Origin of the sequence: Pedobacter sp. Leaf41, assembly GCF_001422545.1 — a bacterium.
Lineage (GTDB): Bacteria > Bacteroidota > Bacteroidia > Sphingobacteriales > Sphingobacteriaceae > Pedobacter.
This window is the reverse complement of sequence record NZ_LMLE01000001.1, coordinates 1,338,364-1,355,247: the sequence shown is the minus strand read 5'-3', so window position 1 is coordinate 1,355,247 and position 16,884 is coordinate 1,338,364. Positions and strand designations below refer to the sequence as shown.

General features: G+C 38.9%; 8 protein-coding genes. 1 reads left to right on the top strand and 7 read right to left on the bottom strand.

All coding sequences use genetic code 11. The features are described 5' to 3' along the window. The first annotated feature begins 65 nt into the window (after positions 1-65). Entirely contained in the window at positions 66-1,316 is a 1,251-nt protein-coding gene (locus ASE92_RS05835; protein ID WP_056849101.1) for a glycoside hydrolase family 28 protein, read from the top strand. Positions 1,317-1,336: 20 nt separating this feature from the next. On the opposite strand, the gene ASE92_RS05830 is transcribed toward ASE92_RS05835, so the two are convergent. The 7 genes from ASE92_RS05830 to ASE92_RS05800 form a co-directional block, all read right to left on the bottom strand. Then, positions 1,337-3,691, bottom strand: a complete 2,355-nt coding sequence (locus ASE92_RS05830) for a glycosyl hydrolase 115 family protein (protein WP_056849100.1) — start codon at positions 3,689-3,691, stop codon at positions 1,337-1,339. Between the two features lie 11 nt (positions 3,692-3,702). Beyond that, positions 3,703-5,097, bottom strand: coding sequence for a family 43 glycosylhydrolase (locus tag ASE92_RS05825; protein WP_200926331.1), 1,395 nt, complete (start codon positions 5,095-5,097; stop codon positions 3,703-3,705). 23 nt (positions 5,098-5,120) lie between these two features. Beyond that, positions 5,121-6,728, bottom strand: a complete 1,608-nt coding sequence (locus tag ASE92_RS05820) for a family 43 glycosylhydrolase (RefSeq protein WP_056849098.1) — start codon at positions 6,726-6,728, stop codon at positions 5,121-5,123. A 127-nt stretch (positions 6,729-6,855) separates the two neighbouring features. Further along, positions 6,856-9,810, bottom strand: a complete 2,955-nt coding sequence (locus ASE92_RS05815) for a DUF4982 domain-containing protein (RefSeq protein WP_056849097.1) — start codon at positions 9,808-9,810, stop codon at positions 6,856-6,858. A 9-nt stretch (positions 9,811-9,819) separates the two neighbouring features. Continuing rightward, the gene (locus tag ASE92_RS05810; protein ID WP_056849301.1) at positions 9,820-10,833 is read right to left on the bottom strand and encodes a family 43 glycosylhydrolase; all 1,014 of its coding nucleotides are present in this window, start codon (positions 10,831-10,833) and stop codon (positions 9,820-9,822) included. A gap of 265 nt (positions 10,834-11,098) precedes the next feature. Beyond that, a complete protein-coding gene (locus ASE92_RS05805; RefSeq protein WP_056849096.1) occupies positions 11,099-13,066 on the bottom strand; it encodes a RagB/SusD family nutrient uptake outer membrane protein in 1,968 nt (655 codons plus the stop codon). Between the two features lie 67 nt (positions 13,067-13,133). Beyond that, the gene (locus ASE92_RS05800; protein WP_056849095.1) at positions 13,134-16,346 is read right to left on the bottom strand and encodes a TonB-dependent receptor; all 3,213 of its coding nucleotides are present in this window, start codon (positions 16,344-16,346) and stop codon (positions 13,134-13,136) included. Positions 16,347-16,884 lie beyond the last annotated feature (538 nt).

Here is a 16,884-nt window from a genome sequence, read left to right as displayed (position 1 = left end):
CGCAATTCGTTGGCCATTTATTGATATTTGAAATGGGTCGATTTTATGTTGATCGCTAACCAAATATGAAATATTTAATAACCGTTATCCTTTTCATCACTGCGTTAAAGCTTAATGCGCAAGAATACGACATCATGAAGTTTGGTGTAAAAGCAGATAGCAACATCGTTCAAACCAAAGCCATACAAAAAGTAATCGATCGAGCTGCCTCAAGAGGTGGAGGAAAGATTGTGATACCTAAAGGCACTTTCTTGACTGGTGCTTTGTTTTTCAAAAAGAAAACAAAATTAGTTTTAAAAGAGGGTGGAGTACTAAAAGGGTCAGATGATATTAAGAATTATCCCTTTATCCCATCAAGGATGGAAGGGAGAAGCCTGAAGTATTTTGCGGCCGTTATTAATGCCTATCAGGTAAATGATTTCAGTATCGAAGGACCTGGGACCATTGACGGCAATGGATCAAAATTTTGGAAAACGTTTTGGTCGCATCGCGATTCGGTTCGCAAAATTGGCAAGGAAAGTACCAATTTGGAAGTGAGCAGGCCGAGATTAATTTTTATTTGGGGAAGTGACAACGTCAAAATTCAAAATATTAAACTTCGCAATGCCGGCTTTTGGACAACCCATTTCTACAAATGCAATAACATTTTAGTAGAGAATACTGATATCCGATCGCCATATCAACCCGTTCCTGCACCAAGCACCGATGGAATTGACCTTGATGTATGCAAAAACGTAATCATCAGAAATTGCTATATCTCTGTAAATGACGACGCTATTGCTATCAAAGGAGGTAAAGGACCAACCGCTCATCAGCTGCCAGAAAACGGAACGGTTGAAGATGTATTAATTGAAAACTGCACTTTTGGAAACTCACACGCGGTGCTTACCTTGGGCAGCGAATGTGTACACGCCAACAACATCATTCTTCGCAACTGCGTAATGGAAAATAATTGTCCGATTTTGAACTTGAAGATGAGAGGTGATACTTTTCAAATTTATGAAAACATTACTATTGAAAATATAACCGGTAAATGTGGTTCGATAATTAGCCTTAATCCCTGGAAGCAGTTCTTTGATTTAGCAGGTAGCACTGAACAACCTTTTGGCACCATTAGGAATATCAAAATGAGCAACATCAAAGTAGAAGCCAACAAATTTGGTGAAATGAATGGCAATCCCCTGGACAAACTTTCTGGTTTTACCTTTCAAAATTTACAGATCACTACTAAAAATCCGGTGCTTAAAAATAAATATGATGAAGTTAAATACGAAAATGTTATTGTGAATGGTGAACCATTGGTGGTGAAAAAGTAATCATTTTTTGTTTTGATAATCTATAGGTTATAAATTTTTATTTGATCCAAAACAACGTTCTCATCCAACGCTTTAATGGTAATGGAGTGGTTGCGTTGTTTATTGTCCAACCTGGTAATAATCATACGTTTGGCTTGATTGGTTAAAACATTGATTTTCCATTCCTCATTTCTGTCGCTGGTATGGTAATCCACAATTTTTGGAGCCTGATCATCAATTTTGATTTCAAACCGAATCAATTTTCCTTCCACCGGTAAATTCGGAGCAAGCGCTACTTCAACTCTTATCGAATCCTTTGCAAGGCTATTAAATTCATAAACTGCGTGATCTCCTTTTTTGATAGATACCGCTCCACTTTGGTGACCTAAGCCATGTGATACAGGTTTTGTACCTTCAAATTTTACAAATTCATTTCCGTTGAATGTTGCAAAAGGGGCTTGAAAAGTTTTAAGCGGAGTTGCTGATTTTACTTGCGGTAGTTTTTGAAAAACTGCAAGATTTCTTGGTTTGAAATCCATCATGTTTTTCCATTTTCCATTCGCCAAAGTTGTATACTTAGTCGTGAGTTTTTCAATGGCGTCATAAGCGGCTTCGCTTTGCGACCAATTCGCACGACCATGTCTGGCAAGTTGCGCATATAGCAGCTTTCTGTTTAACTCTGCTGCCCCACGTACGGGGTATTCAATTAATTCAAACCAGGCATTTTGCTTGTCGGCTGGTATAGCTTTAGAAAGCTGGACTACTTTTTCCGAAATTTTATCATAGTCGGCGATACGGTTTTTTATTTCCTGCTCACTCCAGGGTAGATCAGTAACTTCTTTAAATTTCGGGTCGGTTTCCTCAGTTCGGGTGTTTCCCATAAATTCGGGTTTTCGGATATAGGCCAAACGATAGTATTCATTCATTACGGCGAGTAAATCAGCAGCATATGGCTGGCCAAACTCTCTTGTAAGCCATGTTTTTAAATGTTGATCCAATCCTTTTTTATTATCTTCAATCGAATCGATATTCCAAGCCATATCCAAGAATAGTTCTGTTAAATACTCCCCTGGCTTAATATCACCAACGTTCAGGATCCACATGTCTTTAGCACCTTTATCATAAGCGAGCTTCATTTGCGTGTAAATTTGCGCAGGATGATTGGTAGACAGCCAAAGGTAATCATGCGGGCGACCCCAGTAAGAAATGTGGTAGTAAATCCCGTTTCCGCCTTTGCGGTTCCGCTCTGCTTCGGTAGGGAAGTGGCGGATATAGCCATAATTATCATCTGTCCACATCAAAGTCACATCATCAGGCACTTTAAGGCCCATTTTATACACATCCAGAACCTCTTTGTAAGGAATAAAAACTTGCGGAACTTTAGTCAAATCGGGATTTAAATTCTCACTGATCATGATGCGTTGATCTTTAATTATCGAGGTGATGGCATCAAATTGTTCCTTTAAGGTATTTGCCCCTTGCATTTTTCCATCGTGAACCCCTCTAATTCCTAAGGTATAAATGTTGTCAGAGTTTGTAAGTTCCTTCACTCGGGTTTCCCAAAAGCGCAACACATTTTCACGATTATTTACATAGTCATAATTGCCTTTACCATCAATTTTCCATTCTGTATTGGCACTTCTCATCATCGGTTCACAATGTGATGAACCAACAACGATTCCATATTTATCAGCCATTTCCCTATTACCAGGCGTTTGAAAAAAAGCTACAGAAACTTCGTGCATGGCTGGCCAAAAAGCATTTGCCCTTAAACGCAACAGCAGTTCAAAAATTTGGGCATGTGTTTTTGGCCCTATTTGCCCTTTAATTTTCGAAGGTTCGAAAGTGCGGGAACTCCAGGGCATCAAACCGAAATCTTCATCGTTGATAAATATACCACGATATGCCACCGATGGATGTTCTAATAATTGAAACCCATTTTTAAAGCTTAGTGAATTTTTCCTGGCGATGGCCGCATCTGCCCACCATTCCCAAGGTGAAACGCCGATGCGACGAGATAATTCGAGTATGCCATAGGCGGTGCCTCTTTTGTCGCTACCCAAGATGTACATTTTGTCTTTTTCAACCCATAAGGCATAACCTTCAGAATGAATTTTCAGCTTTTCCAAAGAGGCCTGATCAATCAGTTTTTCTGCAAGGGAATGATTCCCAAGAGTGCCGACTATAATCTGAGCGTTTGAACCTTTCAATAAATTTGCATTAAAAACAGCGCTAAAATCTTTTGAAAAAATATCAACTGCCGTTTGTACTACATCTTCTTCTCCGCCAGGGAATGAGATTTCCATATTCTTCCCGTTGCGAAAGATAAAGTCGGCGAATAGGAGCTGGGGTACTGCAAAGGAAACAATCAGCAGGAGTAGTAGTTTTAAATTCATCTTTGCTTTTATTATTTGATAATTATTTTTGATAGGGAGATATTATTTGCTGTGCTGCCGTAAACCGTTTTTTTCTTATCGGACCAATTTGGGCGCTCGCCTGTTACCTCTAACCTTAGTTTATAACTTGATTTTTTTAATATTGGCGATAAAAATATCAATTGCGAAGCAGGAGTTTTGGAATAAAAATCTACCAGTGTATTTACCAAAATTTTTCCGCTTTTATTGCTCACAGATACTCTTGCGTAACCATTATCAGGTAAGGTTAATCCATAAATTCCAATTTGAGTACCGATAAATTCGACAGAAAGCGAAGATTTAGAGTCGATTGATCGCATAACTGGAGATTCGTTGATAGTCGTATCGACCCACCGCCCGGCATATTTTAGGAGTTTGTTATTGCTTAAAAGCATTTGATAATCAAGCGCTTTCACCGTTGCTTTGCCACTAACTTGATTTATTTTCCAGGCCTGTAGAAATGTAGAGATAGAAATCGAATCAGCTGCAAAACTGATGGGTTGCCAAACATAGCTCGCAGCAGAATGCTGTTTTGGATAGGACCACCTATCGCCCATAAACATGTAAGTTGTATCAGATTTTCCAGGTATTTCCAGTACAAAGGTTGATTGTGAATTCCACGTAAGTTTTCCTTTTGGTGCTAATATTCCACCAAATTTCCATGGACCTGACAGCGAAGATGAAGTATAATAATAATTATCATTCTTTTCCCAAGAGCTTAGATGAGATCCAATAAAATAATAAATTCCACTTCTTTTAAACAGTGTGGGCGATTCAAAACCTGTAGATATATTTTGATTCAGCAGTTCACTTGCAGATTGGTAATCGTCACTTAACCGATAAATAATTCCGCCATGGGTAAGCAAGTACCCTTTTCCATCATCATCCTGAAAAGTACCCATATCCCATTTTTTGATCGCTTTTCCCTTAAATAAAAGAGGTCCGTTAAATAGGTAGGGTCCTGTGATGTTTTTTGAAGTAGCATAACCGACAAATTGATCTTTATAGCCTAAAGTATCAACATGCATCAACATCACAAAAAGTCCTGAAGAGGGATTTTTCATCACTTTTACGCGTTCTCCAACTCGATTTGGACCGAGCTTTCCGTTTAGTTGTTTTGGAAGAGCAACGCTTTCAAATTTCCAGTTGTAAAGGTCTTGTGAAGAGTAGCAGTTGAAACCTTCGAATGCATTGCTGGTATCGCTATGTGATTCGCCAAACAGATAATACCGACTTCCTTCTTTAATGATATTTCCCCCGTGAGCACTTACTACATTACCATTTTGATCATACCACGATAAACCAGAATAAATTGCATCAGTTTTTCCAGGCTGTTGAGCAAATAAATTCAACGCTTGAAAAAGCAGCATGCTCCATAGAATGCTCAAAAGTTTGCATTTACGCATCAGTTTTATTTACTTTTAATTAAAGAAACATCGTCTATCAAGCAGCTGGCACCAGCCATTCCCTCGGCCAAAAAGCCAATTTCAACTTTCCCGTTAACAATACCAATGTTCTCGAGCATAATAGTATTCCAATCATTACTTTCTTTTTCAAAGTGATGACTGAGTCTTTTGCCTCCGCTTACAGCATACATTTCCAGATTCTTAAATCGGCCATTGTTTTTTACTTTTGCGGTTAATTTATAGCGCCCGTGAACCAATTGCACAGGGATAGTTGAAGTAATAATCTGATTAATTTTTCGCTGGAAATTTACTTTATCGCTAACATTTAAACTCTTCTCGCCAATAACAATTTTTCTTTCTGCTGTGCTGTTGAAATGATTTAACGTTGGGGAGGTTAAACTATCCAGGCTAATTTGATTTCCTTTAATGACAGACGTTTTCCAACCTGTTAATTGCATCTGAACTGGCTTAAACACGCTTGGAATCCGTTTTCTATCTGCTTCAAAGCTACCATTTTTAACAAAGTCATTATCTTCAGCAACTTTCCAGGTGCCTGTTTCAATATTGAGATTCCATGAGTTCAGAGAATTGAAAAACGGCGTTTTTCCTGCAAAAGATAGTGGACACCATTGATTATAACCTAATCCATTTCCAGCGAAATTAGCCCAGCGATCACCACAAAAAACAACAGTTTCTGCTTTTGAACCTTTGACGTTAACGAAGAAACCTGTTTGTGAAATGTGAGCATAATCATCAGCGCTTCCGTTCGTAACCAGCATTTTGTTGCTAGGTAAATACGGTCCACTGATGTTATCGGCCACTAAATAGTAAGCCAGCGAGCCATCCCATCCATAAATATTTGAGGCATACATGTAATATTTCCCTCCATATTTGAACATGCAATTGCCCTCACGGCTCTCGCCCTTGAAAATTTCTACACAATCAAGCAAGTTAACTTTGCCGTTTTTTACTCCGATTTCTGAAAGATAAATTTTATTGCGACCGCGACCATAAGAATAAACCAGATATGATTTTCCAGTATCCTCATCCGTAAAAACAGTTTGATCCCCAGTATTGCTGGTTCCAATCATTGGTTCCATGTTTATTCGTTGATGCCATTCAAAGGCACCGTTCGGAGTATCAGCAGTAGTAATGAGCACCTGATTACCATGCTGAACAAACATGGCGTATTTTTTTAGAGTTGCAATATAGGCCACACCCAATCTACCAACCCAGGTTTTAGGTACTCTGCTAATTTCATCTTTGGTTAGCACGTTACCTTCGCTGATCCAGTTCACCAAATCAGTAGAACTATAGCAAGTAACGGATTCGAATGTTGCATTTGGATAGGTAACTGATGGATTGTTTAGGTAAAGTTCGGCCTCCGCATATTTGACTCCATACCAGAAATATTTTTTAGTGCCAGATTTTGGATCGGTAAACTGAAAAATACCACCGCCTTGACTATAAATTGGCTGGCCATCTATCGTTTTCCAGAAATTATCATTTTTGATTTTTGCAAACTGTGCCTGTAGATTATTTACAGCGGTAAGCAAAAGCAAAAAAGTAAGTATTAGAACAGGTAGTTTGAAATGATTTTTTATTTTGCTCATTTAATTTTCAATTGACTTTATTTTCTAGTGCTAGAATTTCGATACGCCTGGTCACTGCCGCAAACTCATTCTTTAAGATGATCGCGTCTTACTATGATAATCAGCTATACACCTCGTAATTTTTCTTCTATTTAGCTCCGTAAATTTCGGTTTCGATAATGCTTAAGCCTCCCTTTGATTTGGTTTCAGCCCGCTCGATGCCGTCATCAAGCTTTTTGCCATTCACTTCAACGCCGATTTTTTCGCTCTCCGCCGTCTCTTTTCCAGAACCAAGAAGCTGAATAGTTACCGTTTTGCCTGTTGTTGGTTTACACACAGCGGTAAAATAGCCCAAACTTGGGATGGTATTGCCTTTGAAAACTTCTTTGTCGTCCACCAAAATTCTTATTGGATACGCTTTAGTTCTAAAACCATTTACTTTCAATTCAACTTCTGTAACCCTGGTTTCTTTAGCCAAATTATATTTGATCCAGGCGGTGTTTAAATTACCATCGTTTACCCAGTCGCTGAGCTCATTATCATCATAACTTAGCTTAGCCTTTTCTGTATTAGCGCCGGCAGAAGCTGATAAAATGGTTACAGGTGTTCTGCTCATTTGATAAGTTTGTGCCACTGGTGTTTCTCCACGCTGTAAGTTTGATTTTAATCCGTCAGCCGGAAACTGGACCGATAAACCATCTTTAACATTTACGAGAAGCGTTTCTAATGTAATTGTAGCGGATTTTAATCCATCAGCTTTTGCAATGATATTGATTTTACCCGGCGTTGTGGTTGATCGAATTAATAGCCGGTTTACGCCGCCTTCAACCGGCAACTGTTTGGATAAGATGTAGTTATCTGGCCCTTGCGCTAAACCACCACGCCACTCTGCCGGACCACTTATTTCGAAATTAATTAAGTTCAATGCGATCGGGTTCCTATTTCCTTCAGCGTCTACAACCTCAACTTGAACAAGTGCCAAATCAGCACCATCTGCTTTAAATCCTGTGGGATGTTGTAGCTTGGTCAGTTTAATGGCAACAGGCGTTCCGGCGGTTTTTACTTGCTTTTCAGCTAATTTAACACCTTTATCGTCATAAGAAATTGCCTTTAAGCTTCCAGATTTATAAGCAACATCTTTAAAAGTATACACAAAGCCATCTCTTTTGGCTCCAAAACCCAATGATTTTCCATTAACAAACAGTTCAGTTTTATCGCCTGAGGCGATTACGTGAATATCCTTTTTAATTCCAGCTTTATAATTCCAGTGACCGATAATATGAATGCCTGTTTTCTTGGTATCAACCCAGCCATCCCAAATCACTTTATGCGCATAAAATCCATCTTTAGGGATTCTCATCGCATCTACTTCGCCACTGCGACGGTAATTTTCTTCTCCACGGTAATGGGTGTTAGAGTCCGAAAAGATGATATTCACGCCTCCAGAACTTACCCTTTTTCCTGTCCCTGGTCTTTCTTTGTAATATTCATTCCATCTCACTACGTTTTCTATAGCATGTGTATCCTGGTTTCTATTATAAATGCTGGCATCTGCACCCTTGTAAAGCGGACCCGCACCATCTTTATGAAAGGGAGGCGAAAACTCGTCCCAGTATTTTCTTAAACCTTCATCTCTGGAATATTCCATCGACCACAAGGGTTTCGAAGCGCTTTTATTAATGTAAAGCATTTCGCCGCCATATTCTGCGGAAGGAATGTCCAACATTTCTCTGGAGCCGATCGCCCGGCCTCCGTTAGGGTCGTACTGATCTCGAATTGCCTTCATTTCAACCATGTGGGCGGCACTAATAGATTCATTACCACATTCGTAGAACAGGATGCTTGGGTTATTTCGATTGTAAATAATGGCATCTGTCATTACTGACTTTCGTTGATCCCACCGGGTTCCCGTTACATCTTTTTCGGCATCACCGGCAGGCATTGCTTGAATTAAACCTACCCGGTCGCAGGATTCTACATCTTGTTTCCATGGCGCAATATGCATCCATCTTACTAAATTGGCATTGCTTTCTACCATCAATTGATTGCTGTAATCACTCAACCAGGCGGGTACCGACAAACCAATGGCAGGCCACTCGTTGCTGGTGCGTTGTGCGTATCCTTTAATCATCAATACCCGATCATTGAGGTAAACCATACCATCTTCAAATTCAGCCTTCCTAAATCCGGTTTTCGTATTTAATTCATCAACGGTATTGCCGTTTATTTTAATTCGGGAAGTAACCGTGTATAAATATCCATAGCCCCAACTCCAGAAATTCAATCCCTCAACCATTGCCTCTGCTTTTAGCATTGCGGTTGTTCCTGGCGCTAAGTTCTGAGCTGTCGATTGAAAAGTTTTAATCACTTTACCTGATGCATCTTTAATTTGCACCTCATACTGCACTTCGCTTATTGCTGAGGTCTCATTACGCACTTGCGATTCAGAAACAATTACTGCTTTTTTACCTGTGATATCAAAGTTTTTGGCATAAATATAATTGCCCGTTGTTTTTAGTAAAGCATTTAATGGCAAAGTTTGATAAATCTTTCCCGTGAGGTGCAGGCGAACATTTTTAGAGATTCCGCCGTAATTGGCATTAAAATTTTTATCACTCCATTGGTAACCCGAGTTTGTAGCCTTCTCTTTGTAATTCCAGGCATTATCAATTCGTACGGCAAGCACATTGTCTTTGTCTGGCTGAATTAAATCACTGATATCAAAGCCGAAAGCAGTTACCCCATTTTCATGCCGACCAATAAACACCCCATTTAAATAAAATTCTCCGGCCTGCCTGATTCCTTCAAATTCAAGGAAAACTTTATGGTCTTTTGAGCCTTCAACTTTGAAATGTTTTCTATACCAGACGATGCCAGTAGAGAGCTGTTCTATAGATTTTTTAAATGCCTCATCTTCATTCCAGGCGTGGGGAAGCGTGATTGATTTCCAGCTGTTGTCATCAAATTCAACGTTTTTGGCATCTTCCTGATCGCCTACAAGAAGTTTCCAGCCAGGGTTAAAATTATAGGTTTTCCGCTGATTTTGTGCGTGAAGGTTACCTGCCATGAGGCCGCATAAAACGATGAGGTAGAGGTATTTCATTTTATTTGGTTAGTGTGTTAATTTCACATAAAGAGGTTCATCTCTGTGGCAAGTTATTTCACCATTTTCATATTTCAGTTCAGCCATTTGTATGGAGCTTCTTCTGGTGGTGTAATTATCTATGCCTTTATTTTCAGGTGTTTTGCCGGGATGTGTGAAATAATAAACGTAAGCTTTTCCATTGTTGACCAGCACATCGCAATGGCCACCCATCACGCCATCATCTACGCCTTTGCCTGGCGACTGCAATATGTTTTTTTCCTGCCTTTTCCAGGTTAATAGATCAGTTGAGGAATAGACACCAAGGCCTTTCCAGTTGTCAACAATCATCCAATAGGTATTTTTCCAGTAGAAAACCTTTGGCCCTTCGCATCCTTTATCGCCAACAATTCTTTTCCCGCTATCAACCCAATGGTAAAGGTCTTTGCTATCAGCGTAGAAGATCGATTTGCCTGCCACTTCATTATTGTAATACATCCGCCAACCCTGGTTATTAGGCAACTTAAATACGCAGGCATCTATGCAACGATCGGAGGCTAGAGGCAATTTTGATTCGAATTTCCAGTTAATTAAGTTTTTACTGGTTAAATGAATAATATACCGTGGATGGCGCCAATCTTTAAAAACTCCCGGTACGTAGGTAAGGTACATGTGGTAGGTGCCTTTGTTTTCTATCACTTCTGGCGCCCAGTGGGTGTAATCCGTTAGGCGATATTGGATGTCGCAAGTATCACGGTATTTCCATTTTATGCCATCTTTTGATTCGGCGATGCCAATTCTGGTTCCATGTACCCAGCTCACTCCATCAAGATTTTTTGCATTGGCTCGCCTGTTAGTATAAAACATAAACCACTTTTTTTCACTCTTATTCCAAATGACGACTGGATCTGCCGCTCCATCAAATATAGGATCTCTGAAAAGAGGTTTATTAATTAATGATGTGCCTTTTTGTTGTGCAACACTGAATATGGAAACTAAAAGCAAGCAAGCGAAGATAATTTTTTTATAGATAAAGATTTTCATAAGATGTAATGCTTCAGCATGCCGCAACATGGTGTTGTCAACAATCTTAAGACTCAAATATTCGGTTAAATAGCTTACACGATTTTACGGTTTAAAAATTGGTATACCATCCTGTTCCATCCTGTTTAAAGTAGGTTCAAAAAGGATCGAGAGGCTAGACTTAAATTTCAATCGTTTGAAAAAATAGGTGTAATACGAACTCCTTCAAACAAAAAAGAGCAATTAACTTCAAGTTAATTGCTCTTGTAATAATGACAGATCAAACTTACCAGTTAGGATTTTGCATCTCTTGCTTTTGCGCTGGTGATAAGGCAGCTCCATTGATTTTGATTACATCCAAATAGGATTGAGGTAGTGGTCGCAAATAGTGTTTGTTCTCAAGCGGCTTAGCCTCTAGGTTAAATGCCGCCGTTCTTGCAACCAATGTTTTCGTACGGGCTAGATCTTCCCATCTTATTAATTCTCCCATTAGTTCTCTTGAACGTTCGTTTAATATGAAAGCATTAAATTTATCAGCATTAGATACGGCACCAACCTTATCATAAAAGTCTTTATTCGAATTAAAGATATCATTTTCACTTGTCAAGTGCATTGATGTCAACGTATTTGTCGTGGTAACTGGGATATTATTCGATTCGAAATAGGTGTTTTTATCTGAATAAGACACATTAAGGTTGGTCACTGCAGGGTTTGTTTTGTAAGATACTCCACCATCAACATACGAAGATCGATCTTCACCGTCTTTATAAGCAGCACGGTCACGAACTCTATTGATATAGGTAATAGCTTGAGCATACAAACCTTGTCTTCCGGCAGCTTCCGCTGCAATTAAGTAAGTTTCACCCAACCTCGCTAATATACCATCACGTTGACCAAATTGCGAAGCAACCAAATTTCTGGAACCATCCATGAATTTTGATAATGCTACGTATTGGCTAACGCCATAATTTCCATGAGGGTTTAAATAGCTTTGCGCCTGGCCCGAAAAATACCTTACAAACATACTCGGAGCTCTTAAGCCAATGTTTGAACTGGTGTAGCGGCTATCGCCAGCATCATTAACAATGTATAAAATCGATTCCTGGCCAACGCTAAACTTATTTTGATTTACCAGAGCTGGTGTTGGCGCATTAGCAGCAGTCCATTTAGGTAAGTTATTGGCATTGTTCGCAATATACCTTGTTTTAAAACTCTTCCAGAACCTGGAGTCATTAACGCGATCGAAAACGTCAATTGCATAATCTGTTGTCTTCAATCTTTGAAATTCACGTCCACCAGCAATATCACGAACCATACCAGGCAATGTTTGATAGATGGAAGGATAATACAAGTGTACCTGATTTCCGTAACGACCTTGTGTAGCAGTATTATTAGAAAACTGTGCCGCTAAAATTACTTCTCTATTCGTTTCATTTGGCCCATCAACTGTAGTGAAATTCCAAAGATCGCTATAATTAGTTGCCAAAGTGTGTGCTCCACTATTAATAACTAAATCAGCATATTTGACTGCATTTTGAAGGTCAGCAGTTTTTGTATCACTATTCCAGTCGTTATAAAGTTCGCTTGCACGAAACAAATAAGCTTTGGCTAAAAAGTGAGCAGCTGCCCATTTGGTAATTCTCCCAGTTTGCCCTGGCGTTGCAGGAAGTAAGTCGTAAGCTTGCGTAAAATCTTTAATTACCTGATCATAAACTTCTTTAGCTGAATTTCTGGTAAATTGCTCTTTGATTACTTCTAAAGATTCAAGTTGTAAAGGAACTCCGCCAAATTGCTTGACCAGTTTAAAGTAATCGAAAGCACGCATAAAGTAACCCTCACCTAAGCGGGCGTTTTTGTTTGCACCTTCATAATAAATGGGTACATTTTTAATCATGATATTTGCCGAATTGATATTTGCGTACATATTGTCGAAAATAGCCCTGACATCACTGTTGAAAGAATTTAATGTGCCATCATAAGAGTTCCACATTTGTTCAGTTCTATCTCCGCCTACTGTAAATTCATCTACGCCATAATTGTTGCTGGTATAAGCCCAGGTATAATTGAAGTGAAATTTTAAGGATTGGTACATTCCTACCGCTAAATCTTCCAGTCCACCTATAGTTTGGAAATCAGCAGTTGTTCTGGCATTGATAATATTTTCATCAAGAAAACTTTTTTTGCAAGAGGTTGGTAAAACCATTAAGCCTCCAATTATTGCAGCACCTGATATTAAATTTATAATCTTTTTCATCTGAATATTTTTTATGAAGTGAAGTTTACAGGAATAGATTATGTAAACTTTATAATCGCTTTATAGGTTAGAAACTTGCATTAACTCCAAATACCACGCCTCTGTTAAATGTAGAACCTCCTAAGTCAGGGTCAATCCATTTGATATTGGAATAGATCAAACCCGGATTAATTGCTTGCGCATAAATTCTTAATCTCGATAGAGTTAATTTCTTGGCAATACTTTCAGCAAAATTATAACCTAGTGATATATTTCTGATTTTAATAAATGATCCATCCTGATAGTTCATCGAACTCTTATACTGATCTCCAGCTGCACTGGCATAATTTGGTGATGGGTAATCATTTGTCGGATTCGTTGGCGTCCAATAGTCTAGAACACGTTGCGCAAAACGACCCTGTAAGGCCTCTGCACCAGTTTCGATTAAGAAATTGTAGCGAGCCACCATGAAAATCGATAAATCAAAGTTTTTGTAACCAAATGTGTTTGTTAAACCGCCTGTCCAACTTGGGTTGTAATGGCCAAGTATTTGGCGGTCATTATTGGCATCGATCCTGTAATCACCATTTAAATCTCTTACTCTAATATCTCCAGGATTAAAATTTGCACCATTGGCTCTAAATTTTGCCATTTCGGCTAAATCTTCTGCAGTGTTTTGCCATATTCCATCCTTTACAAAATCATAAGCTACACCATTTCTTTGACCAAGAAATAATCGATTTGAAACGATGTCGCCAGCATTCAGTTTCACAATTTCATCCTTGCTCACAGAGAAATTTAATGTTGATTCCCATGTAAAATCTTTGGTCTTAATATTAACTGTGTTTAATGTTAAATCCAGCCCTCTGTTTTTGGTTTCGGCTATGTTATCGAAAGAAAATGGATAGCCATTAATAATTGGAATATCTTTTAATAAAATTAGGCCAGTAGTTCTTGATTTATAAATATCCAATGAACCAGAAATTCTGCCTTCTAATAATCCGAAATCTAAACCTAAATTATACTGTAACGTTTTTTCCCAGCTTAAAAGCTTATTTGGGAAAGAAATTGGATTGGCCAGAGAAGCATCAGATGCTACGTATCCCACTTGTGCAGCACTACCAAAGGTATAGGTAAGCGGTTGTAAAAGGCCTAGTGTACTACCAATTTGTACTGATGAATTCCCAGTGCTTCCCACGCCTAACCTAACTTTTAGTGAATTGATCCATTTAATGTCATTCAGAAAGTCTTCCTGATCTATACGCCAGGCAAACGCAGCAGAAGGGAAAAAGTCCCACTTATTGCCAACTGCAAGTTGTGAGGCGCCATCCCAACGACCGGATGCTGTTAATAAATATCTGTTATTAAAAGTATAATTAATCCTTCCCATGTAAGATTCTAAATTGGTCTCTGTAAGGTTGGTGTCAAAACCATCTAAAGCGGTGATATTAGCGCCTCTTAATCCATACCAAAGTGGTGCAGCCAGATTGATTCGGCTACCACGCATGGAGGAAGATTCATCCTTATTGTATGAAGAGCTTTGTAATAAAGTTACACCAAAATTATGCTTGCCAATGGTTTTATCATAATAGATTAGATGATCTAATGTATAGGCAAACTTATTACTTTGATCTAGTTGAGCAAAGTTGTTATTTGAACCAGGTACACCAGCATCCCTATTTACAGAACGAGCATCCTGATATCTACCATTGTAGAAGTTTGAGAAGTCTGGTCCGAAATTCAGACGGTATTTTAAACCTTTCATCAGGTTAAATTCGGCAAAAGCAGAACCTAAGGTTCTTAGTGTTTTACGTAAGTTAATATTGTAATCTGCTTCTAAGACAGGGTTCTGAATATTAATATCTCCTCCTGGCAGGTTAATTCTGTTGCCATTTGCATCAAAAGGAATGGCTAAAGGAAGCATACCTCGAGCAGCAGCATAAATGTTGCCTGCACCAGATGCACTTGCTGCTTGAAAACCATAGTTCTGCAAACCATAAGTTGCATTTAGATTCAATCCCATTTTAAACCATTTGACAGGGTTAAGTTCAACACTTAATTTGCCACTATACCGTTCAAAATCCTGACCCAACTGGGTTCCTGTTTGGTTTAGATAGCCGAATGAACCATAAGCTTTTATTTTATCGGTACCACCGCTTACACTTAACACATGATCTTGTGTAACTCCTGTTCGAGTTACCAAATCTCCCCAATCAGTGGTTGGAATTAAGCTTCCGTCGTAGGTGCCATTAGCCCAGCCTTTTTGAATGTTTTCAAGCGTGTAGTTATCTCCTGCAAAAATTCTTCTATCATCAGCCAATGTTGGTATCAAAGGATAGGTAGAATTAGCAGCTGCATTAGGGTTTAAAAAGCCAACCCTACGATATGCATCTCTTCTAAACTGAACATATTGTTCTGAGTTCATCATTTCCATTCTATCCTGAAGGCTTTCAATCGTTGCTGTACCCACATAGTCCATAGTTAAACGACCTGTCTTACCTTTTTTTGTCGTGACTAAAATTACGCCGTTTGCCCCACGTGAACCATAAATAGCCGTAGCGGATGCATCCTTCAAAATGTCAATATTTTCTATGTCATTTGGATTGATCGCATCAATCCCGCCAAATTGTAATGGAATCCCATCTACTACATATAGCGGTGCATTACTGGCGTTGATTGATCTAACACCACGAATCAATATACTCCCCAATTGCCCTGGGCGTTCATTCGATGTAATATCAACGCCGGCTGCTTTACCCTGAATAGCTTGCAACGCATTGGTTACCGGCCTGGATCTAATTTCTTCGGCACCTACACTTACTACAGCTCCCGTTAAATCGCTTTTCTTAACGCTGTTATACCCCACAATCACTACCTCATCAAGATCGTTAATTGAACTTTTCAACTGAACAGTGATAGTTGTTCTTCCATTTACCGGAACATCCTGGCTTGCATACCCAATATAACTTACCTCTAAAACAGGGTTTGTAACCGTCGAGGGGATGTTTATTGAAAATGCACCGTTGGCATCTGTTGTAGTTGCCAGGGCTGTGCCTTTAATTTTTATACTAACGCCTACCAGGGTTTCGCCTTTGTCGTCAGTAATTTTTCCTTTTACAGTAACATCGAGTTTTTTACTGTTTTTTGCATGAACAATGCGCACAATTTCAGCGCCTGATGCCGCATTAACGGTGTTACTCATGAGCATAAACGACAATGCAGAAACACCTACAATCAGGATTTTTTTTCTGCTTGATACATTTAGCCGATGATTTGATTTTGATTGGAAATTCAAATTCATGGTAATGATTTTAATTAATATTTGGTTAATAAGCGATCAATGATTTGCGAAACGTCTTCCAGTAGTTTACCTTTCGGTAACCCAGCGATCATAGTGAAAAAATAATAAGATTGCGGATTTACAGGCTGTAAGTTAGTCGTTGATACGGATATATATTTGGTTAAACTTATGCGATGTTAGCGGTTTTAAACATTTATTCCGTCCTGTTCTATCCTGTAAGGAGTGTTAAATTTCTTGAAAAATCAAGGGAATAGGAGTTGCTGAAAACTTTCACGGATGGGATTTTGCTTCCTGACGTCTGGTTTGTCTACTCTTGGATGAAAATAGCTGTCTTATAAACTACAAAGGGCAAGGGTGATATCGGAAGATTAATATTTATTGTAGTAATTTAATGGTACACTCCATTTATCGTAAAAAACATATTGGATTCAGAGTATTGGCAGGATTTGTCTGGTTTAAACTTTACATACCATATCATGACCTTTGAGCAGAAGATACGAACTGTTATTAACCCAAAAAAACGCCCAGCCTTCTCAAA

What these genes read in the sequence shown, in the direction of transcription:
- ASE92_RS05835 (WP_056849101.1), top strand. Translation starts at nt 66, where the DNA reads ATGAAATATTTAATAACCGTTATCCTTTTCATCACTGCGTTAAAGCTT.
- ASE92_RS05830 (WP_056849100.1), bottom strand. Translation starts at nt 3,691, where the DNA reads ATGAATTTAAAACTACTACTCCTGCTGATTGTTTCCTTTGCAGTACCC.
- ASE92_RS05820 (WP_056849098.1), bottom strand. Translation starts at nt 6,728, where the DNA reads ATGAGCAAAATAAAAAATCATTTCAAACTACCTGTTCTAATACTTACT.
- ASE92_RS05815 (WP_056849097.1), bottom strand. Translation starts at nt 9,810, where the DNA reads ATGAAATACCTCTACCTCATCGTTTTATGCGGCCTCATGGCAGGTAAC.
- ASE92_RS05810 (WP_056849301.1), bottom strand. Translation starts at nt 10,833, where the DNA reads ATGAAAATCTTTATCTATAAAAAAATTATCTTCGCTTGCTTGCTTTTA.
- ASE92_RS05805 (WP_056849096.1), bottom strand. Translation starts at nt 13,066, where the DNA reads ATGAAAAAGATTATAAATTTAATATCAGGTGCTGCAATAATTGGAGGC.
- ASE92_RS05800 (WP_056849095.1), bottom strand. Translation starts at nt 16,346, where the DNA reads ATGAATTTGAATTTCCAATCAAAATCAAATCATCGGCTAAATGTATCA.